This is a genomic window from Streptomyces sp. NPDC048415, from assembly GCF_040651675.1.
GTDB lineage: Bacteria > Actinomycetota > Actinomycetes > Streptomycetales > Streptomycetaceae > Streptomyces.
Genome location: NZ_JBEZKJ010000001.1, coordinates 164,374 through 188,550 on the forward strand (window position 1 = coordinate 164,374; position 24,177 = coordinate 188,550).

26 protein-coding genes and 1 tRNA gene are annotated in these 24,177 nt (G+C 69.5%); 10 read left to right on the forward strand and 17 right to left on the reverse strand.

All coding sequences use genetic code 11. The features are described from left to right. Positions 1-44: 44 nt before the first annotated feature. The 3 genes from AB0D27_RS00700 to AB0D27_RS00710 form a co-directional block, all read right to left on the reverse strand. A complete protein-coding gene (locus AB0D27_RS00700) occupies positions 45-716 on the reverse strand; it encodes an enoyl-CoA hydratase-related protein (protein WP_362500758.1) in 672 nt (223 codons plus the stop codon). Between the two features lie 39 nt (positions 717-755). Continuing rightward, a complete protein-coding gene (locus AB0D27_RS00705; protein ID WP_362500759.1) occupies positions 756-1,373 on the reverse strand; it encodes a TetR/AcrR family transcriptional regulator in 618 nt (205 codons plus the stop codon). Between the two features lie 167 nt (positions 1,374-1,540). Continuing rightward, entirely contained in the window at positions 1,541-2,110 is a 570-nt protein-coding gene (locus AB0D27_RS00710) for a TetR/AcrR family transcriptional regulator (protein ID WP_362500760.1), read from the reverse strand. Positions 2,111-2,255: 145 nt separating this feature from the next. Here AB0D27_RS00710 and AB0D27_RS00715 point away from each other — a divergent pair, with 145 nt between their 5' ends. Together AB0D27_RS00715 and AB0D27_RS00720 are read left to right on the forward strand one after the other, a co-directional pair. Then, the gene (locus AB0D27_RS00715; RefSeq protein WP_362500920.1) at positions 2,256-3,113 is read left to right on the forward strand and encodes a MoxR family ATPase; all 858 of its coding nucleotides are present in this window, start codon (positions 2,256-2,258) and stop codon (positions 3,111-3,113) included. Further along, positions 3,110-4,471, forward strand: a complete 1,362-nt coding sequence (locus AB0D27_RS00720) for a VWA domain-containing protein (protein ID WP_362500761.1) — start codon at positions 3,110-3,112, stop codon at positions 4,469-4,471. Before AB0D27_RS00715 ends, AB0D27_RS00720 begins: the two co-directional genes overlap by 4 nt. Here AB0D27_RS00720 and AB0D27_RS00725 read toward each other — a convergent pair whose 3' ends face one another. Together AB0D27_RS00725 and AB0D27_RS00730 are read right to left on the reverse strand one after the other, a co-directional pair. Next, entirely contained in the window at positions 4,472-5,173 is a 702-nt protein-coding gene (locus AB0D27_RS00725) for an SDR family oxidoreductase (RefSeq protein ID WP_362500762.1), read from the reverse strand. A gap of 94 nt (positions 5,174-5,267) precedes the next feature. Beyond that, positions 5,268-6,824 carry an MFS transporter gene (locus tag AB0D27_RS00730; RefSeq protein ID WP_362500921.1) on the reverse strand — a complete coding sequence of 519 codons (1,557 nt, stop codon included), beginning with the start codon at positions 6,822-6,824 and terminating at the stop codon, positions 5,268-5,270. Positions 6,825-6,986: 162 nt separating this feature from the next. Between AB0D27_RS00730 and AB0D27_RS00735 the strand changes: the two genes are divergently transcribed. Next, the gene (locus AB0D27_RS00735) at positions 6,987-7,466 is read left to right on the forward strand and encodes a MarR family transcriptional regulator (protein ID WP_362500763.1); all 480 of its coding nucleotides are present in this window, start codon (positions 6,987-6,989) and stop codon (positions 7,464-7,466) included. A gap of 126 nt (positions 7,467-7,592) precedes the next feature. Here the strand turns inward: AB0D27_RS00735 and AB0D27_RS00740 are convergent, their stop codons facing one another. After that, positions 7,593-7,829 (reverse strand): hypothetical protein, encoded by a 237-nt coding sequence (locus AB0D27_RS00740; RefSeq protein WP_362500764.1) that lies wholly within the window; start codon positions 7,827-7,829, stop codon positions 7,593-7,595. Between the two features lie 371 nt (positions 7,830-8,200). On the opposite strand from AB0D27_RS00740, the gene AB0D27_RS00745 reads away from it, so the two are divergent. The 6 genes from AB0D27_RS00745 (at position 8,201) to AB0D27_RS00770 (ending at position 12,397) form a co-directional block, all read left to right on the forward strand. Further along, positions 8,201-8,890, forward strand: a complete 690-nt coding sequence (locus AB0D27_RS00745; RefSeq protein WP_362500765.1) for a hypothetical protein — start codon at positions 8,201-8,203, stop codon at positions 8,888-8,890. Next, complete coding sequence (locus AB0D27_RS00750; RefSeq protein WP_362500766.1) at positions 8,887-9,168, forward strand: BON domain-containing protein; 282 nt, start codon at positions 8,887-8,889, stop codon at positions 9,166-9,168. Before AB0D27_RS00745 ends, AB0D27_RS00750 begins: the two co-directional genes overlap by 4 nt. Continuing rightward, positions 9,165-9,941, forward strand: coding sequence for a metallophosphoesterase (locus AB0D27_RS00755; RefSeq protein ID WP_362500767.1), 777 nt, complete (start codon positions 9,165-9,167; stop codon positions 9,939-9,941). Before AB0D27_RS00750 ends, AB0D27_RS00755 begins: the two co-directional genes overlap by 4 nt. Before the next feature lie 235 nt (positions 9,942-10,176). After that, positions 10,177-10,267: transfer RNA gene (locus AB0D27_RS00760), tRNA-Arg, on the forward strand. A gap of 27 nt (positions 10,268-10,294) precedes the next feature. Continuing rightward, entirely contained in the window at positions 10,295-11,233 is a 939-nt protein-coding gene (locus AB0D27_RS00765) for a diacylglycerol kinase family protein (RefSeq protein WP_362500768.1), read from the forward strand. A gap of 96 nt (positions 11,234-11,329) precedes the next feature. Continuing rightward, complete coding sequence (locus tag AB0D27_RS00770; RefSeq protein WP_362500922.1) at positions 11,330-12,397, forward strand: ferritin-like domain-containing protein; 1,068 nt, start codon at positions 11,330-11,332, stop codon at positions 12,395-12,397. Between the two features lie 154 nt (positions 12,398-12,551). Here the strand turns inward: AB0D27_RS00770 and AB0D27_RS00775 are convergent, their stop codons facing one another. The 11 genes from AB0D27_RS00775 to AB0D27_RS00825 are packed head-to-tail and all read right to left on the reverse strand — an operon-like array spanning position 12,552 to position 22,862. Then, positions 12,552-13,790 carry a beta-ketoacyl-[acyl-carrier-protein] synthase family protein gene (locus AB0D27_RS00775; RefSeq protein ID WP_362500769.1) on the reverse strand — a complete coding sequence of 413 codons (1,239 nt, stop codon included), beginning with the start codon at positions 13,788-13,790 and terminating at the stop codon, positions 12,552-12,554. Further along, a complete protein-coding gene (locus tag AB0D27_RS00780; protein WP_362500770.1) occupies positions 13,787-14,029 on the reverse strand; it encodes a phosphopantetheine-binding protein in 243 nt (80 codons plus the stop codon). The genes AB0D27_RS00775 and AB0D27_RS00780 overlap by 4 nt, the downstream gene beginning before the upstream one ends. Before the next feature lie 55 nt (positions 14,030-14,084). Beyond that, positions 14,085-15,089, reverse strand: coding sequence for a beta-ketoacyl-ACP synthase III (locus tag AB0D27_RS00785; protein ID WP_362500771.1), 1,005 nt, complete (start codon positions 15,087-15,089; stop codon positions 14,085-14,087). Beyond that, positions 15,086-16,165 carry an acyl-CoA desaturase gene (locus AB0D27_RS00790; protein WP_362500772.1) on the reverse strand — a complete coding sequence of 360 codons (1,080 nt, stop codon included), beginning with the start codon at positions 16,163-16,165 and terminating at the stop codon, positions 15,086-15,088. The genes AB0D27_RS00785 and AB0D27_RS00790 overlap by 4 nt, the downstream gene beginning before the upstream one ends. Beyond that, entirely contained in the window at positions 16,162-17,190 is a 1,029-nt protein-coding gene (locus AB0D27_RS00795) for a VlmB-like protein (RefSeq protein ID WP_362500773.1), read from the reverse strand. The genes AB0D27_RS00790 and AB0D27_RS00795 overlap by 4 nt, the downstream gene beginning before the upstream one ends. An 11-nt stretch (positions 17,191-17,201) precedes the next feature. Next, positions 17,202-17,687, reverse strand: coding sequence for a flavin reductase family protein (locus tag AB0D27_RS00800; RefSeq protein WP_362500774.1), 486 nt, complete (start codon positions 17,685-17,687; stop codon positions 17,202-17,204). A gap of 59 nt (positions 17,688-17,746) precedes the next feature. Then, positions 17,747-18,238 carry a hypothetical protein gene (locus AB0D27_RS00805; protein WP_362500775.1) on the reverse strand — a complete coding sequence of 164 codons (492 nt, stop codon included), beginning with the start codon at positions 18,236-18,238 and terminating at the stop codon, positions 17,747-17,749. Continuing rightward, positions 18,238-18,756: an SRPBCC family protein gene (locus tag AB0D27_RS00810; RefSeq protein ID WP_362500776.1), complete on the reverse strand. Its 519-nt coding sequence runs from the start codon at positions 18,754-18,756 to the stop codon at positions 18,238-18,240. The genes AB0D27_RS00805 and AB0D27_RS00810 overlap by 1 nt, the downstream gene beginning before the upstream one ends. Next, positions 18,743-20,041 carry an aminotransferase class III-fold pyridoxal phosphate-dependent enzyme gene (locus AB0D27_RS00815; RefSeq protein WP_362500777.1) on the reverse strand — a complete coding sequence of 433 codons (1,299 nt, stop codon included), beginning with the start codon at positions 20,039-20,041 and terminating at the stop codon, positions 18,743-18,745. Before AB0D27_RS00815 ends, AB0D27_RS00810 begins: the two co-directional genes overlap by 14 nt. Before the next feature lie 8 nt (positions 20,042-20,049). Further along, the gene (locus AB0D27_RS00820) at positions 20,050-21,186 is read right to left on the reverse strand and encodes an acyl-CoA dehydrogenase family protein (protein WP_362500778.1); all 1,137 of its coding nucleotides are present in this window, start codon (positions 21,184-21,186) and stop codon (positions 20,050-20,052) included. 41 nt (positions 21,187-21,227) lie between these two features. Next, entirely contained in the window at positions 21,228-22,862 is a 1,635-nt protein-coding gene (locus AB0D27_RS00825) for an aldehyde dehydrogenase (protein WP_362500923.1), read from the reverse strand. 231 nt (positions 22,863-23,093) lie between these two features. Here AB0D27_RS00825 and AB0D27_RS00830 point away from each other — a divergent pair, with 231 nt between their 5' ends. Next, complete coding sequence (locus AB0D27_RS00830) at positions 23,094-24,104, forward strand: DUF2156 domain-containing protein (protein ID WP_362500779.1); 1,011 nt, start codon at positions 23,094-23,096, stop codon at positions 24,102-24,104. The last annotated feature ends 73 nt before the right edge of the window (positions 24,105-24,177 follow it).

A 24,177-nucleotide genomic window follows, 5' to 3' on the forward strand; every position in this document is an offset into this window, starting at 1 on the left:
GGAACCGGGCCCGCGGCGCGAGGTGCCCGGGCATGCTGGGGGAATCAGCTGACTGGGATGTCCTTGTCCCGCAGGGCATCCAGGGCAGGGGCGTACATGCGGGCCTTGATGGTGCCGAGCGTGGGACCGGCCTTGGCCACCTGGAGCCGGGCGATCTCCAGGGCGGTCTCGCGCACCGCGTCCTCGTCCACGGCGCGTTCCACAACGGCAGCCTCTAGCGCTGCCCGGCCTCCGTAGCGGCGCGCGGTGGTCATGGCCTCGTGCGCGGTCTGCGGGGTCAGCCGGGCCTGGATGAGCGCCGACATACCGGGGGTGAAGGGGATGTTGATGTCGACTTCGGGCAGGCACCAGTAGCCTCGGTCGGCGCGCATCACGCGGAAGTCGTGGGCGAGGGAGAACATCGCGCCGGCCGCGAAGGTGTGCCCCTGCAGGGCGGCCACGGTGACAATGGGCAGGGACAGCATCCGTGCGAGGAGCTCGTGCACGGAAATGACGTACTCCTGGTACTGGTCGGCGTGGGCGAACAGCCAGTCCAGGTCAAGGCCGTTGGAGTAGAACTTGCCCGTGGCCACGGTCACCAGGGAACGCGGCCCCTCCGCCTTCTCCACCTCGTCCAGCGCGGAGTTCACGGAGGTGAGCCAGTCGGGGTGGAAACGGTTCTCGCCGTCTCCGAGGTCGAGGATGAAGACGTCGTCCTGGCGGTCGAGTGTGGGCACAGCGGCTCCCTTTGGTGGAGTGGGTGGGGTGAAGGGTGGTCACGGCCGTGGCCGGTGACCGGTGTCGGGCCGGTCGCGCAGGGCGTGGAGCAGCAGGTCATGGATCTCTTCGGCGGCGGCTTCCAGCGGGGCGGTGCTCCGCTCGGCCCGGCACATGATCATCGCGCCCTCGACCGCGGCGATGATGAAGGCGGCCAGACGCTTGCCCCGCTCCTCGCGCAGTCCATGCCGGACAAACAGCGCGGCGAGCGCCTGCTGCCAGCGGGCGAAGACCGCCGCGGCGGAGCGGGCCGGCTGCGGGGCGTCGTCGTTGGTCTCGACGGCCACCGCCACGATGGGGCAGCCGGCCCGGAAGTCACTGTCGACCAGCCTCTCGCGCCACAGCGCGAAGAACGCGTCGATCGCCTCCAGAGGGTCGTCGGCCCGCATGGCGTCCTCGATCAGACCGGCGATGAAGTCACCGGCGAACAGCACCGCCTCGTCGATCAACTGCGCCCGACCGCCCGGGAAGTGGTGGTACACCGAGCCGCGAGGGGCCCCGCTGTGCGCGAGCACCCGGTCGATGCTCGTGGCTCCGGCCCCGTACTCACGCAGCAGCGCGGCCGTGCTGAGCACCATCCGCTTACGCGTGTCGCTCTTGCGGGGACCTTCTGACATGTCGTGCGCCTTTCCGGGGTTGCCCAGCACCGTACGGCTACCTAGCGGTAACTTATGTAACATGACATAGACCATGCAAGAGGTAATGCGAAATGACCTTGGCTCACGGAAAAGAAGAACGCGGGACCCCGAAGGCCCCGCGAAGGCACCTGGCCGGTGACAGTGACCTACCTGACGTCCGCCGCGTCCAGCAGCAGCGTCACGGTCGTCGTGGCGAGTCCGTCCAGGGTCTCGACCCGGGCGCCGGCGCGGGCACTCGCGCCGTCGAAGACCAGCATCAACTGCCGGGCCAGCAGCTCCGGGTCACGCGCACCGCCCAGCGCGGCCTGAGCCTGGAACTCCTCCTTGAGGCGCTCTTTGGCACCGCTGGCGACCACGCGCGCCGGGTGCCCGGGGTCCTTGAGCTCGACCAGCGCGGCAAGGAAGGGGCAGCCGCGGAACTCGGGCTCCGCCGAGAGCTTCTCCAGCCGCTCGAAGACGCCCAGGATGCGCTCGCGGGGCGTGCCGGCGTCCTGCGGACCGGGCGAGAGCTGCTGCGCGTACGACGGAATCCGTCGCTCCAGACTCGCCGCGAGGACGTCGTCCTTGCTCGCGAAGAGCTGGTACATCGACCGCTTCGAGACACCGGCCGTCCTGCAGAGCGTCTCGATGCCGACGGAGACGCCTTCGCGGTAGAAGAGGTCGGCCGCCGCGTCCAGCAGCCGGTCCCTCGTGGACGCCTTGTCGGTAGTGGCCATACGTCGAGATTACCTCGCGGGAGCGGAGGGGGAAACCGATCGGTATACGGCGTCCGCGTGGGCGCCATCACACGTGACAGCAGAGGTGAACAAGCGCTTAGATAGTGAGCCCGAACGAGTCCGCGCCCCGCTGGAGGCCCCCTTGCTGTTCACCTCCGTCGACGATGTCTCCGCGCGTCTCGCCGAGACCGGCTATCTGGCGTCGCCCGCGGTCGCCACGACGGTCTTCCTGGCCGACCGCCTCGGCAAGCCGCTTCTGGTGGAAGGCCCCGCCGGAGTCGGAAAGACGGAACTCGCCAAGGCCGTCGCCGAGGTCGCGGGTGCGCGGCTGGTCCGGTTGCAGTGCTACGAGGGCGTCGACGAGTCCCGGGCGTTGTACGAGTGGAACCACGCCAAGCAACTGCTGCGCATCAGCGCGGGTCGCGACGAGACATGGGACGAGGCGCGCACGGACATCTTCAGCGAGGAATTCCTGCTGGCGCGACCGCTGTTGACCGCCATCCGCGGCGACGACCCCAAGGTGCTGCTGATCGACGAGACCGACAAGGCCGACGTCGAGGTGGAAGGGCTGCTGCTGGAAGTGCTCAGCGACTTCCAGGTCACCGTCCCCGAGTTGGGCACGATCACCGCGACCAGTCGCCCCTTCGTGGTCCTCACGTCCAACGCGAGCCGCGAACTGTCCGAGGCGCTGCGCCGCCGCTGCCTCTTCCTCCACATCGGCTTCCCCGACGAGGAGCTGGAGCGTCGCATCGTACGGCTGAAGGTGCCGAGCCTCGACAAGGCGTTGACGGAGTCCGTGGTGCGGGTGGTCGGCGCGCTGCGCGAGATGGATCTGCGCAAGGTCCCGTCGGTCGCCGAGACCATCGACTGGGCCCGCACTCTGCTCGCGCTCGGCGCCGACACCCTCGACGAGAGCGTCGTACGGGACAGCCTCGGTGTGCTCCTCAAGCATCAGGACGACATTCTCAAGGCGGCGGCCAAGCTCGATCTGGACGCCGTGTGAACGCGCCGGCCGGTGTGGCGGAGCGGCTGACGGGTCTGGTCGGGGCGCTGCGCTCGCACGGCGTGCGGATCGGCACCGGGGAAACCGTGGACGCCGCACAGGCGTTGGAGGCGCTCGGCCTGGCGGACCGGGAGCTGCTGCGCGAAGGGCTGGCCGCCACGCTGCTGCACGGCACGGGGCAGCGTCAGGTCTTCGATCCGGTCTTCGACGTGTACTTTCCGCGCCGAGTCGGCGCGTCGGACACCGATGCGCCCGCCGACCGGGAGGATCTGCGGGACCGGCTCGCGGCGGCGCTCGCCGCCAATGACGGGGCGTTGATGGCCCGGTTGGCCGTCGAGGCGGTGGACGGCTTCGGCGGATACGGTTCCTCGCCGGGTTCGGACGGCTGGTCGTCGTACCAGACGCTCGACCGGCTGCGCCCGCAGACGCTCATGGCGCGTGTCCGCGACAGCGTCCGGGCGCAGGCCGGCGGGTCCGGGTTCGCCGACCGGCTGCTGGAGGACGAGATCCGCCGGCGCATCGAGGCCTTTCGCACGCAGGTCGCCACGGAGGCGCGACGCCGGGTCGCGGAGCGGCGCGGCCGGGACGAGATCGCGCGGCGGGCGGTGGCCCCGACCGCCGACCGGGTCGACTTCCTCTTCGCCGGACGGGACGAACTCGCCGCGCTGCGCAGGGTGGTTCAGCCGCTCGCGCGCAAGCTGGCCACCCGGCTCGCCGCGCGCCGCCGCCGTGCCGCACGTGGCACCATCGACCTGCGGCGCACCCTGCGGGGGTCACTGTCGACGGGTGGGGTGCCGATCCGGCCCGTGCTGCGCCGGCGTCGGCCTGTGCGGCCCGAACTGGTGCTGCTGTGCGATGTGTCGGGCTCGGTGTCGGGTTTCTCGGACTTCACGATGCTGCTGGTGCAGGCGCTGCACGACCAGTTCAGCAAGGTTCGGGTGTTCGCCTTCGTCAACCGGATCGACGAGGTGACCCGGCTGCTGGTGCACGGTGCGGCCGACCCGGCGGGACTCGGCGCCCGCATCCGGTCGGAGGCGACGCTGACGGGCTGGCACGGCAGCAGTGACTACGGTGTCGCGTTCGGCGAGTTCACGGAGCGCTGCGCCGACGCGGTGGGCGCGCGCACGACCGTGTTCGTCCTCGGCGACGCCCGTACGAACATGAGTGACCCGAATCTGCCGGCCGTTCGACGGCTCGCCGAACGGGCCCGCCGCGTCTACTGGTTGAACCCCGAGTCGCGGCCGCAGTGGGGCACGGGCGACTCCGCCGCACCCGCCTACGCCGAACTCGTCGAGATGCACGAGTGCCGCAACGCCCGGCAGCTCAGCGAGCTGATCGCCCGCCTGCTGCCGGTCTGACTACGCGACCAGCTGCGGGTAGAGCACCTCGAGGTCCGCTGCCAGCCCTGCCTTGACCTGTCGGGAGAGGTCGTCGGCCAGTACTTCGAAGGCCCCGGCCTGGATGCCGTCGAGGGCCTGCGCCGCCACACTCTCGGGAGTGGACTTCGGCGCGTCGACCTTCGCGGCCATGTCCGTGTCGACGTAACCCACATGGAGGCCGGTGACCTCGATGCCGCGCGGCTTCAGGTCGAGGCGCAGGGAGTTGGTCTGCGACCAGAGCGCGGCCTTGGAGGCACTGTAGGAACCCAGGAGGCCGATCCACGACAGCACCGAGTGGACATTGAGGATGTGGCCGCCGCCGTTGCGCTCGATGATCGGGACCAGGGCGCGGGTCATGAGGAGCGGGCCGTAGAAGTTCGTCTCGAACTCGCGGCGGATGTCCTCGACGGGCGAGTCCAGGAAGTTCGCGTTCACCGACGCGCCCGCGTTGTTGATCAGAACGGTGACGTCCTGCGCCTGCTCGGCGACCGCGGCGACGGACGCGGGGTCGCTCACTTCCAGCGCCAGCGGGATCGCGTCGGGGTGGGTGACGGTCCGCGGGTCGCGTGCGGTGGCGTAGACCTTCTTCGCGCCACGCTCGTACAAGGCCTGCACCAGCGACCGCCCGATTCCGCGGCTGCCCCCGGTGACCAGTGCGACCGAACCTTCGATGGATGTCATGGGGACTCCCACAATAGAAACCGATCGGTTTACTCGACTTCGAAAGAGTAAACCGATCGGTTTCCACAGGCAAGGGCAAGGCCCCCGCCGCGGGTCAGGCGGTGGCGCCTTCCGTCTCCGCCTCGGCCTCCTCGGCTTCTTCGGCCACCGCGTCCACGGCCGCTTCCACGGACGCTTCCGCCCCCACGGCCGCATCCGCCTCCACTTCCACGGCGTCCCTCTTCTCGACCGTGTACACCTGGGCCGTGCCCTTGGTCAGGCCGAGCAGCGCCACGGGCACGATGAGCACGAAGGCGATGCCTGCGATGGCGAAGCTCAGCGTGAACTGGCTCTCGGCGGGCAGGGCCGGCACACCGGCCGGCAGGTGCTCAATGGTCTTGGACGCGAGCAGCGAGGTGATCACCGCGCTGGCGATCGCGCTGCCGACGGAGCGGGAGATGGAGTTGAGGCCATTGGCGATACCGGTCTGGTGGTGCGGAACGCTCGCCACGATGAGCGCGGGCATGGCGGCGTATCCGAAGCTGATGGCCACACCGATCAGCAGCCCCGCGAGGATGATCGACGCGGACGAGTCGTGCGCCGCGGTCAGCCAGACGAAGCCGAGTACGCCGAACACGGCACCGATGGCGAGGGTGAAGCGCGCCCCGATCCGCCCGACCAGGATCCCGCCGAACTGCGCGGCCAGCAGCGAGATCACCGTGGTCGGCAGCAGGTACTCGACGGACGCACGCAGGACCGAGGCCCCGAATCCGTATCCGGTGAGCTCCTGAGGCATCTGCACCAAGTACGCCACGCCGATGAACTGCGAGAACATCGCGAAGCCGAGGAACAGCCCGGCGAGATTCGTGAAGAGCACCGGCCGGTGGGCGAACATCCGCATGTCCACCATCGGCTCGCGCACCTTCCGCTCGACCAGCACCCAGACGACCGCCATGGCGACAGCGCCCGCGAACAGGCCGATGGTGCGTGCGGAGGACCAGCCCCACGCGTGTCCCTGCGAGATCGGCAGCAGGAGCAGAACGAGGAGCACGGCGAGCGTCACCGCGCCGAGCCAGTCGGTCCGGCCGCCGGCCTTCGACCTCGAGGAGGGAACGCGCAGCAGGACACCGACAAGGGCGACGGCGGCGAGTGCCACGGCGAGCCAGAACACCCGGTGGTAGTCGGGGTCCGAGCCGCGGGTCAGCAGTCCCGCCGCCACGAGGGCGAGGCCGCTGCCGACCGCGAGGGTTCCGCTCACCATCGCCATCGCACCGTGCAGCTTCGCCGGAGGCATCTCCTCGCGCAGGACGGAGAGGGCCAGCGGGAAAATCGCGGTGGCCGCGCCCTGGAGGACCCGGCCGACGATCAGCCACAGCAGCGAACTGGTCGTCGCCGCGAGCACCGATCCGGCGATCATCAGCAGCAGAACCCCGATCAACGTGGGCTTCTTGCCGTGCATGTCGCCGAAGCGGCCGAGCAGCGGCGTGAAGACCGCGGCGGACAGCAGGGTCGCGGTGGTGACCCAGCTGACATTCGCGGTGGAGGTGCCGAGGTCGCTTTGGATGATGCCGAGGATCGGCACGACGAGGGTCTGCATCATCGAGACGATCATGGCCGCAAGGCCGAGGACCAGGACGAGCGCGATGTCGCCGCCGGGGCGTCTTGACGCCACGCGATCTGTGGGTGTCACGGTTTTCTTCCGTAGTCGGAGAGGGAGGCGAGGAAACTTGAGGTTCACAAAGCTCCAGAGCTTCGAAGGTTGAGATCCTCAAGTAACTGGATAGAGGTAAGCATCGAAGATTGAGGTAGTCAAGTTTCGGGTTACGCTGGCCGCATGTCCGCGACATCTGGAACGAGCCGCTCCGCCCAAGCGTCCGACGGCGGACACCTCGAGGTTTCGAACACGGCACTCCTCGACACCCTGTGGGCCTCCATGGTCAGCCTCTACGGCGACCTCACCACCGCCGCCACCGCGCAGGGCCTCACCTACAGCCAGGCCAAGGCACTGAACGTGCTGCGCCAGGGCCCCGCTCCCATGCGATCCCTGGCGGCCACCCTGCACTGCGACGCCTCGAACATCACCGGGATCATCGACCGCCTTGAGGCCCGCGGCTTCGTCCGCCGCGAGCCCAGCCCCACCGACCGCCGGGTCAAGAACGTCGTCCTCGCCGAGGACGGCGCCGCCGCGGTGGAGACCCTCCGCGCGGGCATGCACGCCACCCATGAGTCCCTCGACGCGCTGAGCGAGGAGGAGCGGGCCACGCTGCAAAGCCTCCTCACCCGTCTGTTTGTCGCGGGTGACGGCGGTTTTTGAGGACGGGGGACGCGCGCTTTCGCGCCGGTGACGGCGATCCCTGGGGACTGGTGAAGCAGGCGCATGCCAGGACGGCCCGGGCGCCTGTGTCAGGAAGGTGCCCCGGCCGTCCCTCTGTGGGAAGCGTCAGCTGCCGTTCAGGCGTGCACGCAGCAGCTTCTTGCCCAGTTCGGCACCCTTGCGGCTGTCCGCCTGGGCCTTGCGGAACAAGTCCGCGATCTCGGTGTCCTTGTCGCGCTCCGCGTCCTGGATGTAGGACTCCAGGCGCAGCGCGTTGCTCAGGCACGCCTCGACGTACCAGATGAGGTTGTAGTCCTTGTCCCGCGTGCCGGTGACATCGCCGGTCTCGGTGGTGCTGGTCATGCGGCCTCCTCCATCTCCGCGAGCCTGGCACCGCGCCCGCCCGCCCCTGTCACGTTCCGGGGCGGCCATGGTGGCCGGGCGGGCACCGTCGGCCCCTTCGTCGGTTTCCGCTTCGAAATCCGCCTCGGGGTGCGTCACGCCGCGCGCCCTGCGGGCTCGCGTCGTCCCTGCGTCGGACCCCTCAGCGCAGCATCGGGTACCCGCCACGGCTCCCTCACACACGGCACCTGGGTGATCGGTCGCGATCGGGCCGGCACAGTTCGAGACGCTGTCCGCCGGTCTCGAAAAGGGCAGGCCGGGTACTCGCTCCGACGTACGGCGATGTTGTCGCGCAAGGCAGCAGGTCAACCGGGTCGACGAACGGAGCGGCCATGACGTACGAAGCGGACGAGGCGACCGCGAAATCGAGATCGGGGCGACCGGAGCTGCGGCCGGTGGGAGCGTCCGGCGGTCTTCCGCACGGGCAGGACTCTTCGCGGCAGCAGCAACTGCCGCATGACCGCAGCCAGGCCATCCTCGAAGCGACGAAGCAAGTGGCCGCGCTGTTGAAGGCGAAAGGGCATACGTTCGCGCTGGCGGGCAGTGTCGCCGTCTACGCGCATGGTGGCGCCGGAAGCTTTCAGCACGACGTCGATTTCTGCATCGTTCCCGAGGACGCCGAGGCGGTCGCGACAACGCTGCACGAGGCGGGTCTCGAGGTCTACGCACCGCCGGAGGACTGGCTGCTGAAGGCCAGGTGTCTCGGTCAGGCCGTGGACCTCATCTTCGAGCTGGCGCAGGAGCCGGTGACCACGGAGATGCTCGGTCGGGCCGAGCAGCTGCAGGTCGACTCGGTGCGGATGCCCGTCCTCGCGGCGACCGATCTGATGCGCGGCCTGCTCGGCGCCTTCTCCGAACACTATTGCGACTTCGGTGCGGTGCTGCCCATCGCGCGAGCGCTGCGGGAGAAGATCGACTGGGACACCATCCGACGCGAGTGCGAACACACCCCGATGCCCGCGGCCTTCCTTTTTCTCCTCGAACGCCTGGACGTCATCGCCCCACACAGGGAGCAGTCATGAACGAGCACGGCGCGGAGCACGCGGCCGACGCCCGCCAGAATCCCGAGTACCGCGTGGCTCATCTGCGAGATCGCCTCGCCGCCGGTGAGCTCGGGGAGCTCGGCATCAAGATCGAGGTGCGCGGCGGCGGGGTACTGCTGACCGGCACCGTCCCGTCCCCGCCGTGCCGGGAGGAAGTGCTTCGCGCCGTCCATCAGGAACTGGCCGGGCTGGCGGTCCACTGTGACATCGCGGTCGCGGAGAACGACTCGCCCGACCATGCGGAGGAGCTGACATGATCCGGGTCGCAGCCGTCGGAGACATCCACATGGGGCCCGACAGCCAGGGCCGGCTCAGGCCCGCGTTCGAGACCCTGCCCAACTGCGCCGACCTTCTCCTCCTCGCCGGGGACCTCACCCGGCACGGCACGGTCGAGGAGGCCCGAGTCGTCGCCCGTGAGGTCGGTGGCCTTCCGGTGCCCGTCATCGCAGTCCTCGGCAACCACGACCACCACGACGAGCGACCCGACGAGGTCACGGCGATCCTGGAGGAGGCGGGTGTCCGTGTCCTGGAAGGCGAGGGAACCGTCGTCGAGGCCGACGGCGGCCGCGTCGGCGTCGCCGGAACCAAGGGCTTCGGGGGTGGCTTCGTGGGGCGCAGCGCCGGTGAGTTCGGCGAACCGCTGATGAAGGAGTTCGTCAGGTACTCCCGTCGCCGAGCCGACAGCCTGCGCGAGTCACTCGAGAAACTGGACCGGCAGGACTGTGACGCCCGGATCGCCCTCACCCACTTCTCCCCCGTGGCCGAGACGCTGGCAGGCGAGCCCCTGGAGATCTATCCCTTCCTCGGCAGCTATCTCCTGGCGGAGGCGATCGACACGGCGGGCGCGGACCTGGCGATTCACGGGCACGCCCACGCCGGCACGGAGCACGGCATGACGAGCGGCGGTGTGAGAGTGCGCAACGTGGCGCAGCCCGTCATCAGGCGCGCCTTCAGCGTCTACCACCTGCACGCCCACGCCTCCACCACCGTCGGCACCGGGGAAGAGTCACCCGCCGGGACACGAAGCTGAGAGGCTTCACGCCTCCCTCAACGCCGTCCCCTCCATCGATCCCCGCCGTCTGCCGCCCGCCGATCCGGCACGCTTCTCGACGGTCCCGACATCCTCGTACGCATCACGGTGGGCGCCCTCGTCACCACCCGCCACGGTCGGCCGGCGGACCAGACATCACAGGCTGAGACGTCCGTTTCAGTGGGCTGCAAGCCAGGAGTGTCATGGTCTTCACGTCGGTCGAGGAGGCCGGCGAGGAGAGATACCCATAGCGGCCCAATGGGGGCCGGAGTTCGTCTCCGGTCAGGGGTTCAGGCCCCACGTAGGTTCAAATCCTGCTCTCTCCGCCCAGCATTCGGACAAGGAAGCCAAGCATGAGCCACTGGGCAGGCAACGCAGTGATCGTGGCGAACGACCGGGCGGGGACCGCGGCTTGCGTCCCGGTCGCGGACGTCACCGACGCGTGTCGGGGGCTCGTCGGAGAGGTGAGTGTGGTCCGGACCGCGTACCCGGGGCACGCCCGGACGCTGGCCATGAAGGCCGCGCAGGACGGGGCGGACGCCGTGCTCGCGGTCGGCGGCGACGGCACCGCGAGCGAAGTGGCGGACGGCCTCGTGGCTGCCGCGGAGGCCGAGCCGGGACTCAGTGGCCCGGCCCTGCTCTGCGTTCCGGCCGGCACGGGCAATTCGTTCTACAAGGAGATCTGGCAGGACCGCCCCTGGCACGAGTCGCTCACCCTCGCCTTCGGGGCGCGGCGGCCGCGGATCCGGCGGCTGGACATGGCGCGCGTCGAGGAGACGCGGGACACCGTTCTGCTGGGCGCTTGTTCCGGTCTTGTGGCCGAAGCGCTGGAGACGGCCGCGGGGCTCACCGGGCTCACCGGCCGCGCCCGCTACCAGGAAGCGGTGGCCGCCACGCTGCGCGAGTTCGCTCCGCACCCGGCGAGGATCGTCGTGGACGGGCAGATGGTCCACGACGGCAGCGTGATCCTCGCCAACGTCGGCGGGGGCCGCTACCGGGGCGGCGGGTTCCTGCTCCTGCCCCGTTCCGTACTGGACGACGGCCTGCTCGACGTCTGTGTGGTCACCGGCAGCCTCGATCCCCGGGAGCTGCCCGGACTGACCCGCGAGGGGCGGCATCTCGAACGGCCCGAGGTGATCTACCGACGCGGCCGTCGCATCGAGATCGAACGCACCGACGGCTCCCCCCTCACCTTCGAGTGGGACGGCGAGGTCCAGCGTGGGCGCACGCGCTACGCGCTGGACGTCCTTCCGGCGGTACTGCCGGTCCTGTCCCCGCCCGAGCCTTCGTGATCGCAGGACCACCATCCGTACCACGTAAGGGGACTGCTCATGAGCGGAACCGTCGACGCCCCGCACACGGACACCAGCGCCGCCTGGTCCTTCCCGATGCGGGGGCGGAACACGTTCACCTGGGAGTACGACACGGATCGAGAGCGTTTACTGAACCTCTATCAAAAGGGCAAGGACAAGCAGTGGGACAGCACGAAGCGGATCGACTGGTCCCTGGACGTGGATCCCTGTGACGTCCTCGGCACGCCGGAGAACACGCTCGCGCTGTACGGATCCCGGCAGTACTCCCGGCTGAACAAGCGGGAGAAGCAAGAGCTGCGACGGCACATGGCCGCCTGGGAGTTCAGCCAGTTCCTGCACGGGGAGCAGGGCGCGATGATCTGCTCCGCCCGGATCGTCGAGTCGGTGCCGGACATCGATTCCAAGTTCTACGCGGCGACTCAGGTCATGGACGAGGCGCGGCACGCGGAGCTGTTCACGCGCTTCGTGCACGACAAGATCGGTATGAGCTATCCGATCAGCCCGCATCTGAAGTCCCTGTTGGGCGAGGCGCTGAACGACGCCCGTTGGGACATGCCGTATCTCGGAATGCAGGTGCTCATCGAGGGTCTCGCCCTCGCGGCCTTCGGCATCCTGCGCGACAAGACGGACAAGCCGCTGCCGAAGCAGATTCTTTCCTACATCATGCAGGACGAGGCACGGCACGTGGCCTTCGGGCGCCTCGCGCTGCGTGACTACTACAAGGAGTTGACCAGCCGGGAGATCGCGGACCGCGAGGACTTCATTGTCGAGGGCTGCTACCTCATGCGTGACCGGCTGCGCATGCAGGAGGTGTGGGAGACGCTCGGCTTCGACATGAAGGAATGCATGGAGTACATGAACCGGGGCCCTCGCATGCAGGCCTTCCGTTCACGGCTCTTCACCCGGATCGTGCCCTGCGTCAAGGACATCGGCCTGTGGGGGCCCAAGGTCCAGCAGGCGTACGCCGACATGGGCGTGCTCGAGATGGCGGACCGTGACCTGCTCAAGCTCATGGAGGCGGACGAGGCCCAGGCCGAGGCGCTGGACGCCGAGCGCCGCGAGCTCGAGGAGCGGCGCAGCGAGGTCCATCATGCGATCGCCGAGGGCCGGCTCACCGGCGTCGAGGGCGACGGCGACGGCTGAGCCTCTACGTGACACAGGCGGCAACTGACTCCGCCGGACCCGCTCCATGGGGTCCGGCGGAGTCTGTCGTGTCGGGGCCGTACGCGGCGCGAACGCGAAGAGCCGCCGCACGGAAGGATCGTGCGGCGGCTCGGCGAGGTCCGGCCTCGGGGCCTCAGGGGCGGGTGAGCAGCACCACGGCGTTCTGGCCGCCGAATCCGAAGGAGTGGCTGACGGCGACCTCCACATGGGCGGGCCGTGCAGCCTTGGCGACGACATCCAGGTCGATCCGCGGGTCCTGGCTGTCAAGGTTCGCGGTCGGCGGTATGAGCCCCGCCTCCACCGTGAGGGCCGCGATGGCCACTTCGATCGCCCCGGAGGCCCCGAGCGAGTGGCCCGTCACCCCCTTCACGGAGGTCACCGCGGGCCGGTCGCCGAGAACGCGGCGGATCAGCTGAGCCTCCATCAGGTCGTTGAGGGGGGTGGAGGTGCCGTGCGCGTTGACATGGTCCACCGACCGCGGATCGACTCCCGCGTCATCCAGCGCCGCCCGCAGCGCCAACTCCGCGCCGGCACCGCTGGGTTCCGGAGCGGTGGCGTTGTAGGCGTCGGCCGAGGCCCCGTAACCGCTGATGTGGGCGCGGATGCGCGCGCCGCGGGCCCGCGCGCTCTGCGGGCGCTCCAGGACCAGGACGGCGGCGCCCTCGGCCGGCACGAACCCGTCGCGGTCGACGTCGAACGGCCGTGAGGCCGCGGCGGGTTCGTCGCGGCGCCCGGAGAGCGCGCCCATCTGCTGGAAGCCGGAGATGATCGAGGGGATGAGGCATGCCTCGGTGCCGCCCGTGATCACCACGTCGCAGCGCCCGCTCCGCAGCAGTTCGCGCGCCGCGCCCACGGCGGTGGCGCCCGACGCGCAGGCCGTGGCCGTCACGAAGTTGGGCCCGCGAGCCCCGAACTCCATGGCGATGTAGCCGGCCGACATGTTGACCGCCAGCATGGGGATCAGCAGGGCGGACACCTTCTCCGAGCCCTGTTCCAGCAGGACGTGGTGCTGCTTCTCCCAGGACGCGGCCCCGCCGATGCCGCTGCCGAGCACCACGCCCACCCTGGCGCCGTCCCAGTCCGACGGATCGAGGCCCGCGTCGGCAAGGGCCTCGGCCGCCGCCGCGAGGGCGAACTGGCTGCTGCGGTCCAGGCGCCAGGCCTTGCGCTTGCCGACGGCGGCGGCCGGGTCGAAGTCGGGTATCCAGCACCCGATGTCGGCGGGGATTCCGGCGAGCGCGGGCACCCGCTGTGCGGCGGTGCCGTCCGCGACCTTGACGCACTCCCATGACGCGGCGGTGCCGAGGCCCGCGGGGGTCACCATGCCGATGCCCGTGATCGCCGCGTCGAACCGGCCATCGGCCGCGGTCATCGGACCGTCACCTGCTTGGCGTCGAGTACCTCGGCCGCCTCGGTCAGGGAGCTCTTCGCATGCAGGTCGTCGTCGGTGAGGGTGATGCCGAACTCCTCCTGTGCGGCCAGCGTCAGCTCCACCAGCGCCAGCGAGTCCAGTTCCAGCTCCTCGAAGGTGTTCTCCGGTGCGACCTCGTCGGCCTCGATGCCGAAGCCCTTGACCAGCAGGCCCACAAGGCGGTCGTACGTGCTGCTCATGTCGTGCTCCTCAACAGGTGAGTGCGGGTGGATGCGAAGAGAGGGGCGATGGTGCTCACACGGGGGTGACCGCGGGCCAGCGGACGGCGCAGGCGCCCCAGGTGAGGCCGCCGCCGAAGGCCGTGAGGACGGTGCGGTGACCGGGTGCCAGCTGGCCCGTGGCCACGGCGTGCGACAGGGCCAGCGGGATGGAGGCGGCCGCGGTGTTGCCGACCTGGTCGAGATGGACGGGGAACCGGTGGCGCGGCAACCGCATCCGGCCCGCGACCGCGTGCAGGATCCGCAGGTTTGCCTGGTGCGCGACGAGCCGGTCGATGTCGTCCACTTCCCAGCCGGCCCGCCGCGCCGCGGTCAGCGACGCGTCGGCCATGCGCTCCACGGCGTTGCGGAAGACGGCCTTGCCCGCCATACGGAAGTACGGGTCCCCGTGGCCGGCGGCGAGGGTGCGCAGCGGTTCGCGCGAGCCGCCCGCGCGGACGATGATGAGGTCGCTGCCGGTGCCGTCGCTGCCGAGCACGGGCGTGCCCAGGGCGCCGGGCTCATCGGCGTCACCGGACCGCAGCACCACCGCTCCGGCACCGTCGCCGAAGATGGCGCGGGTCGAGCGGTCGGCCGGGTCGAGGATGCTGGAGTACATGTCCGCGCCGATGACCAGCACGCTGTCCGCCGTGCCCGCGGCGATCAGCCCGGCGCCGGCGGCCAGGGCGTACAGGAAGCCGGTGCAGACCGCTCCCACGTCGAAGGCCGCCACGGTGCCGAGGCCGAGCTGGGCCGCCACCAGCGGTGCCGTGGCCGGGCAGGGGTGGTCCGGTGTGGTGGTGGCCAGCACGACGGCGTCGACGGCCTCACGCCCCGCGGACTTCAGCGCGCGCCGGCCGGCCTCCACCGCGAGGTCCGAGGTGGCCGTGGACGGGTCGGCGACATGGCGCGTACCGATTCCCGTACGGCTGCGAATCCATTCGTCCGACGTGTCCAGTTCCTGTGCCAGGTCGTCATTGGTGACGGCGTGCGGCGGAAGCCAGGTGCCGAGGCCGCACAGCACCGCGGCGTCGGCACTCACCGTGCTCCCTGGACCGACGCGTCGCGCTCCAGCGTGGCCACCTCCTGGCTGACCTCGCCGAGGTAGTCGGCCACGTTCAGGTAGGACCGCAGCAGCCGCTCCTCGGCGTACGGCAGGCCGTTGCGCACCAGATAGTCCTTCACCAGTGGCTGGGCGCGGCGCAGGTTCCTGCGGGGCATGGACGGGAACAGATGGTGCTCGATCTGGTAGTTGAGGCCGCCGTAGAAGAAGTCCGTGATCCGGTTGGGCACCAGATTGCGCGAGGTGACCACCTGCCGCGTGAGCCAGTCCAGCTGTTCCTCCTCTCCGTCGCGCACGGGCAGCCCCTTGTGGTTGGGCGCGAACATCAGCCCCATGTAGAAGCCGAAGAGGGCCTGGTGGACGACGATGAAGGCGACCGCGATGCCGGGCGAGAGGACCGTGAAGACCACGGTCAGGTAGGCCGCCAGATGCAGCGTCAGCAGGCTGAGGTCGAGGGCCACGTAGCGCTTCAGGGCACCTTTGCGCGCCGCCACGTAGCCGGACGCGTGCAGTCGCAGCCCTTCCATCAGGATCAGTACGTAGAACATCCACGCCTGGTGCCGCACGATGAACCGGCCGGCGGATCCGGTGCGCTTCGTCCGGTCCTTGGCGTCGAAGATCACCTGTCGGCGGAGGATGTCCGGGTCCAGCGAGAGGTGGTTGGGATAGTTGTGGTGTTTGGTGTGGTGGCCGACCCACCAGCCGAAGCTGACTCCCGTGAGCAGATTGCCGTGGGTGTAGCCGATCACGTCGCCGGCCCGTCGGGTACGGAAGATCTGGCGGTGGCCCGCGTCGTGCCCGACCAGGTCCGTCTGGCCGAAGCACACCGCGAGGAAGACGGCCACGGCCAGCTGCCACCAGCTGTCGCCGAGCAGCGCGAACAGGGTCCAGCCGGCCGCGAGGAGCAGCAGATTCGTGAGGATCTTGAACGTGTAGTAGACGGGCTGGGAGTCCATGAGACCGGCCTGCCGCACCAGTTGGGTGACCTCCTGCAAAGTGGCGGTGCCCTCCGTCGCCGCGGCCGACGGGCCGGGTGTCCTGTCCAGGGCGCTCATACCGCCTCCTCGAGACCCATGTAGGCGAGCCTGGTCCGCTGCATGCGCGCGGCCCACTCGTGCCCGGTCTCCAGACGCTCCTGCGCGGTGGTGTCCGCCAGACGGCGGCCCGGCCAGATCTCGTAGTCGCCGAGCAGGTCCCCGTGCCGCTCGACGCCCTGCTGGAAGAGCTCCTCACGGCGCATCAGCTGCTGCGTGGTCGGCAGCTTGTCCCACAGCGCGTAGCCCTCCTGGATCAGCTCCAGCAGTCGCTCCTTGTCCTGCGGGTTCTCGCGCAGGTGATCCCGGACGATGGCGCTGCCGACCGTCAGATGCCGGATCTCGTCGATTCCGGCGCCCCGTTCGATGTCGGCGGCCGCCGGGTCGAAGACCCGCCACTTGCGCTCGCTCAGCTCGGCGGCCGGCGCAAGTACGCCCTCGACCAGGACCGTCAGGACCAGGACGCCGCCGATGAAGTCACGCTCGTCGCGCAGCACCCGCAGCCCGAGGTTCTCCAGGGGGACGAGGATCTGCTCCTGATCGGTGGCCGCGAGGCGGCCCACGGTGGCGAACAACTCATCCTGCGGTACGCCGAGTTCGAGCAGATGACTGCGGAACACCATGGCGTGCCGGGCCTCGTCGATCAGCTGGGTGGCGTAGAACTCCATGCTGTCGTTGTCCGGTGCCAGCGCCGTCAGGTAGCCGATGGCCCGGGTGGCCTTCTCCTCGGCGACGGAGCGGTAGGCGAGCTCCTGGGTGAGCGCGCTGTTGAGCGGGCCGGGCACCCTGACCACGTCCAGTGGTCGCACGTTCGCCGCGTGGCCGAGGACGTTTCCGCGCAGTGTTCCGTGCGGAACGGCGTTGAGCCAGTACCGCAGATTGCAGATGGCCGGCGTGAGTTCGAGGCTCTCCGCACCGTCCAGGAGCGAGGGAGCCTGGTCCCAGTCGGCTTCGCTGGGAACGTCCGTCGTCGCGGTCGTCGCGGTCGTCGCGGGCGTCGGGGTTGTCGCGGTTGTCGCCGTCGTCGCGGGCGTCGATGTCGTCATGAGGATCCCTTTCAATCCCTTTCCGCGGGGCGGAAGGTGGGCGTGGACGGGCCGGTGTGCAGCTCGTCGGCGAAATTGACCAGCGGGGTGCCGCCGACGTGGACCGCCGAAACGACACGCGCGACCACCAGCTCGTGATCGCTGAGCGGCACCGTGAGCTCCGGCCGACACTCCAGCCACGCCACCGCGCCGCTCAGCCGGGGCACCTCGTCGGCGGGGTCGCCGAGCCAGGCCTCCGGGGGCAGCTGCCCCAGGCCGCTGGGACGGGTGCGGCGGGCGAAGTGCCGGGCCAGCGGCTCCTGTTCCGCCGCGAGGCCGTTGGCGACGAAGACCCGGCTGTTCACCATGGCACGCAGGCCCCGGCTACCGCTTCGCAGCGCCACGCAGGCCATCGGGGGGTCTCCCGGGACGGTGCTGAAGGTACTTACCGTCACGCCCTCGGCGTCGTCCCCCACGCCGCAGGTGAGCACCGCCACGCCGGTGACGAAGTGGCGCATCGCGGTGACGATGGCGGCATCGGCTCGCGCCGGGGCTGTCGAGGGTGAGCGTCGGGTGGCTAAGGCCATGACAGCGAGCCCAGGCTCTCGGGGTCACGGTCGGCGGCCGTGTCCGCGGCCTCGAATTCGCTGCGGAAGCGGCGGTACGCCTGGTGTGTCTCCGGTTCGAAGTGCAGCCCGAACGGCTTGAGGTAGTTGCCGAACAGCGCCCTGTCGCCGAAGAGGTGGATCGGCAGCGCGAGCAGCGCCCACTCGAAGCCGAACAGCCAGATCCACCCCAGGGTCACGAGCCCCTGGGTGACCATGGAGTGCATGACGTTGTACAGGACGTAATAGACCTTGGGGAGCTGTCCTTTGTGGCGCCGGTACTGAATCGCCCCCGGGATGTAGCCGATCAGGTCGATGTAGAGAAACAGTGCCACGGCGGGCAGCCACCGCACCTCTGTGAGGTGGGCGAAGAAGAGCACCGTGGCGACGACGAGGCCGAGCCCGTACTCCGCCCGGACGAGCCGAGCGGTCACGGGGGTCATGAACAGGTTCTTGGTGTCCATCAGCCGGCCTGCCCCGCGGAGACGGGAGCCATCGGCTGCGCCGGCCCGGTGGCGACGGCGCGGGCCAGCGCCTCGTCGCCCACCACCGACCCCGAGGCGAACAGGCCGAGCACCACCCGGGCGATGGTCTCCTTGATGACCCGCTCGGCGACCGGTTCCAGGATTCCCGCGAGGCTGGGGATGCCGAAGTCGAAATCCGCGCGGAAGCCGACCCGCACCTCCTCCCCCGCCACGAAGATCCGCCAGGTGCCGTCGAACGACTCGAAGTCCCCGTCGAGTTGGGTGAAGGTGATGGTGAGTGCCTGCCGGTCGAAGTGGTCGGACTCGGTCCAGCGCAGGATGCCGTTGCGGAAGTACACCTCCCAGTCGCTGGTCTCCTCCACCTCGCTGATGTCATGAACAGTGACCGAGCGCACCACCGGTGCGAGATCGGGATAGCGGGCGAACTCCTTCACCCGGTCGTACACCGCGTCCGCGGCGATACCGGGCACGCCGATAGTCACGTCAACGCTGCGCATGGGCGGCGCCACCTTCGAGAGTCGGGACATAGCGGGCTGCCTGCGCGCGGCAGGCACGGTCGAACGCCGCAAGGAGGAACCGCACCTCCGAGGGGCTGAGGACGGCGGGCGGGGTGAAGCGCAGCACCAGGTGGGAGTTGAGCGAGTGGTTCGCCACCAGGCCCTGCTGGATCAGCTCGACCAGCAGGTCGCCGGCCGGTCCCGGCTCGGCGAACTCGACGCCGAGGAGCAGCCCCCGGCCCCGTACCTCCCGTACCAGATCACCGAAGTGCTCCTTCGCGATCCGGCTGATCCCGTCGAGGATTTCGACACCGAGGTCGCGGGCCCGGCTCACCAGGTCCTCCTCCTCGATGGCCTCGAGCGCACCGCGCACGGCGGCCATCGCCAGGGGCATGCCGGAGAAGGTCGAGGTGTGCAGATACGGGTCCTTGTCGAAGGCGCGGAACGCCTCCGAGGTCGCGATGACCGCGGAGACGGGCATGACGCCGCCGCCCAGGCCCTTGCCGGTCAGCAGCACGTCCGGGGTCAGCCCCTCCTCGTCCGCGCCCCACCAGGCGCCGAGGCGGCCGAGTCCGGTCTGGATCTCGTCGAGCACGAAGAGCGCGTCGTGGGCGCGGCACAGCTCCTGGACCGTCCTGAGGTAGCCGGGCGGTGGGAGGACCACACCCGCCTCGCCCTGGACCGGCTCGATCACCACACAGGCACGGCCGGAGGCCGCCTCGAGCTGCTCCGCCAACGCCTCGGCGTCGCCGTACGGCACATGGCTGGTACCGGGAAGCAGCGGGCGGAACGGCCCCTGGAACAGCTCCTTGCCGGTGAGGCTGAGCGCGCCCATGGTCTTGCCGTGGTAGCCACCGTGGGCAGCGATCAGCCGGTCCTTGCCCCTGGTGCGCGCGATCTTGATGGCCGTCTCCACGGCCTCTGCGCCCGAGCAGGCGAAGTGCACGCGGTCGAGTCCCGCAGGGGCCTTGGCCACTAGTGCGTCGGCGGCCAGCGCTGCCTGGGGTTCGAGGAGGACGCGGGTGGCCACCGGGTTGCGGTGCAGCTGCTCGGTGACACGGCGTACGACGGTGGGGTGCCGCGCGCCCATCAGGAGGACACCGTAGCCACCGCAGTTGAGCAGCCGTCGGCCCGTCGCGGTGGTCACCCAGGCGCCCTGGGACTCCGTCTCCAGTTCGCCCCCGAGCAGTTCACCGAGGGTGGCACGCCCCTTGCTCAGGCGCGTCCGGTACAGGCGGCCGATCTCTTCACGGCCGGGGGTCGTCGCAGGTGTGCGAGTGGTCATGACGCTCCTCATGCCAGACGCAGCGGCCGGCCGTCGGCGTGGTCGAGGAAGGGATCGGTGAAGCTGGAGCGGGACGGCGGGTGGAAGGACAGGCCGTGCGAGGCGGCCGCCAGATAGGCGATGTCGCCCGAGCCGATGAAGGCCATCCCTCCGAGCAGCTCCACGGCGCGGCCCACGACCTCGCGGATCGCGTCCTGTGCCCCGTACCGTGCCACCAGGGCCCGCCCGAGGCCCTCGTTGCCCACCGCCTCGTCCATGATCATGCGGGCCGTGCCCTCGGTGAGGAGGGAGGCCGTCTCGTAGCGGGTGAGGAGCTCGGACCGTTCGGTGTTGGTGCCGCGGCCACGCTCGAGGACGCGTTCGACCAGGGCGCCCGCCATTCCGACGTACGAGGCGGTGATGAGCAGTTCGAACCAGATGAAGCCGACCGTCTGGAGTTCGTCCAGCTCGCCCGCCTCGCCGAGTTCCGTGCGCATCACCTGCTGCTCGTCGACGAAGACATCGCTGAGCCGCACCTCGTCGCTCTCGGCCCCGGCCAGGGCCCAGCTCGACCAGAACGGCTCCACGGTCAGGCCCTCCACCTGCCGGGGCACCAGCAGTACCGCCATGTCGCTGGTGCCGTCCGCGTTCGGCAGGGCAGCGCTCGCGGTGAGCAGGTCCATGGACCGCGAGAGGCTGCACGGCTTCTTGGACCCGTTGATGTAGTAGCCCTTCTCGGCGGGCCTTGCCTCGACCGTCGGGCTGAGGATGCCGCGGCCGGGGCGTCCCTCCGCGAAACCGGACGCGACCAGGAGCCGCTGTTCGACTATCCCCTCCAGCAGCGCCCACTCCACGCCGCCGCTCTGCAGGCTGTCGGCGAGCGAGAACAGCGTGGCCACGGAGAAGTGGTGCATGGTGGTGGCCACCGCGAGGGAGGGCGCGGAGGCGGCCAGCGCGCGGGTGACGGCCACCGCCTGCAGCGGCGTGGCCCCGCTTCCCGAGTAGGTCTTGGGGATGACCAGGCCCGGGCCTCCGTGAGCGCGGAAGAGGTCGATGGCCGGGCTGCCCGGCTTCTCCAGATCGGCCAGCGCAACCTTCCCGAGCTCACCCAGAAGTCCTGGGAGAAACTCCTCACAGGTGCGCCGGTCCGTGTTCAATGAGCGCATGACGTCGTCTCCTTGTGAACGTCTTTGTGCGAACGACTGCTTCAGGGGCGCTCGTTGATCAGGTTCTGCCAGGCCCCGAAGACCGCGTCCCGGGGCCGGGATCCCGAGCTGATGCTCACGCCTTGGAGGTGGGAGGTCCGCAGGATGGGGTAGTTGGCCTCGCCGAAGACGCCGCCGGTCAGGCCGGTCCCGCCGTGCGTGGGCAGATAGGGCAGGAAGCCGATGTGCGAGTCGTTCACCTTGAACAGGCCGCCCGTGCGGACGCGGGTGACGAACTCGTCGACGACCTGGGGCTCCTCGGCCCACAGCGAGTTGCGCAGCCCGTAGTGGTTGGAGTTCACGAACTGGATGAACGTCTCCAACAGCTCGGCGTCCGGGGCCGGTTCGGCGATGACGAGGGGCAGCAGCGGGAAGAAGGTCTCGTGCCGTACGGCCTCGAGCTCGCGCGCCCCCTCGACGCCGCGCACCACGATCACGGTCGGTTCGAGGAAGATGCCGTTGGGGTCGCGGGTCTCGTCGAGCTGCATGGCGTGGCCACCGCAGACCACCTCGGCGCCCTTGTCACGGGCGTCCTGGAGGCAGTGGAAGAACTTCTCGTTGCGCAGTACGGGCGTCAGCAGCACGTCGGGTTCCCACGGATGGCCCGGACGTATGTGGCCGATCTGCCGGATCAGGCACTCCACGAGCGCGTCCGCCACGTCGGGGTGCACGAGCACCTGATTGGGGATCATGCACAGCTGTCCGGAGCCGTAGAAGCTCTCGGTGAGGGCCTCGGCCGCGAGTTCGACGTCGGCGTCCTTCCACACGGTGACGATGTCGTTGCCGGCCAGTTCCAGGATCGGCTTCTTGCCCGCCTCGATGCACCGCGCCTCGAACTTCAGGCCGTTGTCGCTGCTGCCGAAGTAGATGATGTCGTCCACCGCGGGATGCGCCAGCCAGCAGCTGAGCATCGGCGCCGGGTCGCCGCACACGACGTTCAGCGTCCCGGGCGGGGCGCCGACCTCCGCAAGGACAGGTGCCACGATCTCCTGCATGACGTACATGACTCCGAGCGGCGCGCTGCGCGGGGCCCGCACCACCAGTGCGTTGCCGCCCATGAGGGCCGTCACACCGAGGAGGGCGCTGGAAAGGGGCGCGTTCTGCGGGGGGTTGAGGCAGACCACCCCGTCGGGCTGCCTGCGCACCTGGAGGCGGCGCTCGCCGCGGTGGAACTCCTGGAGCATCTGGGAGCGGTAGAAGCTGATCGACTCCGGGCCGAAGCACTCCAGCATCCCGGACACCTGCCAGCGGGCCAGGGCCAGCGGGTGACCCTCCTGGACCAGGATGGCGGCGATGTCCTCGGCGTGTTCGGCGAGGCGCGTGTGCAGAAGCCGGCCCACGGTGTCGATGCGAGTGTGCGGGTGCACGGCGCCCCAGGCGGGGGCGGCCTCGGCCGCGGCATCGACGGCCCGCTCCACGGTGGCGCGGTCGGCCTTGGCGACGCGTCCGACGACGGTCGCCGGCAGGTCGTCCGGTGCGATGCGCCCCTGCTCCAGTTTCCGTTTGAGAGTGAGGCTGGCGAAAACGTCGTCGAGTAAGGAATCCGCGTTGAGTACGTAGACCCAATCGTCGCCGGGTACTTCTTGTGCGTTGACAAAGGACTGATAGGTGCGCAGGCGCGCGGGAACCTGACGCATGCCGTGCTGAAGCTGGCGCCGTGAAATCGTACGGGACAACTGCGTACTGCCCACGCTCACTCCTTCAGTGTGCAACCGGACCAGACGGCCGCTCGAGGCCACGTCGGCGATCCTTACAGGGCCGTCTGAGAGGCGACTGAAAGTCCGCTGACACCGCAGCATCAGCCGAATTCAGCAGGCTTTGGATACGTTGCGCGAAGCTTTGGTCGGTCGATCGGGAGTGTGCGACACATGAGCCAAGTTTCAGATATTTCGCGGGAGAGCGCAGAGACCGTTCAGGCCGCACTGACTGCCGTTCAGAAGTATGCGGAGAACCCGAGCGCGTTCCTGGCGCTGAACGCCGAGAACGAGGTGTTCATCAGCGATGGCGGTGAACTCGTCGCCTACCGGGAGGCGGGCCGATTCTTCGTGCAGTTCGGTGGCGTGTTCGGGCCTCAGGACCGCCAGGCGGTGGTTCTTCGAGAATTCAAGAAATATGCCCGCGACCGGAAGCGCAGGATCGTCGGCATTCAACTGCAGCGAGGGGATGCGGAGTTGTACGCGGCGGAGGGATTCACCGTCAACCAGGTGGGTAGCTCCTATGCCGTACATCTCCCCGAATTCACCCTGCGCGGCTCACGTTTCGTGAAGCTGCGCAACAAGATCTCCCGGGCCAGGCGCAGTGGCCTGGAGATCCAGGAGGTCTCGTTCGAGGAGCACCGTGACAGCATCGAGAAGATCGACTCGGCCTGGCTGCGCGGCAAGGGCAGGCACGTCAAGGAGATCGAGTTCCTGGTCGGAGAGATCGGCGGCCCGGTGCAGGGGAACCGGCGACTGTTCCTGGGGACGGTCGAGGGCCGGCCGGTGGCCTATATCTCCTACTCCCCCGCATACGGATCCCGCTCCGGCTGGCTGCACGACCTCAGCCGCCGCCTCCCGGACGCCGGGCCCGGAGTGATGGAGGCCACCAACGCCACCGCCATGGAGGCATTTTCTGGGGAACAGGCCGAGTGGCTGCACTTCGGCTTCACACCCTTCACGGGGCTCGACCCGTCCCATGAGCTGGCGCCGAGCAGCGCCCTGACGGCAAAGTTCCTGCGACTCCTCGCGGAGAGAGGCGAGGCCGTCTACCCGGCCGCCAGTCAGCTGGCGTACAAGGAGAAATGGGGCCCGCAGCTGGTGCTGCCGGAGTATCTCGCCTTCGAGGGCGGGGCGAGCCTGCGTGCTGTGTGGCACATCCTACGGGTGACTAAATCCATTTGAGCCGGCCTCGCCCGGTCGTCCATCTGAGCCGGCCTCGCACGGCCGTCCATGTGAACCGGCCTCGCACGACCGT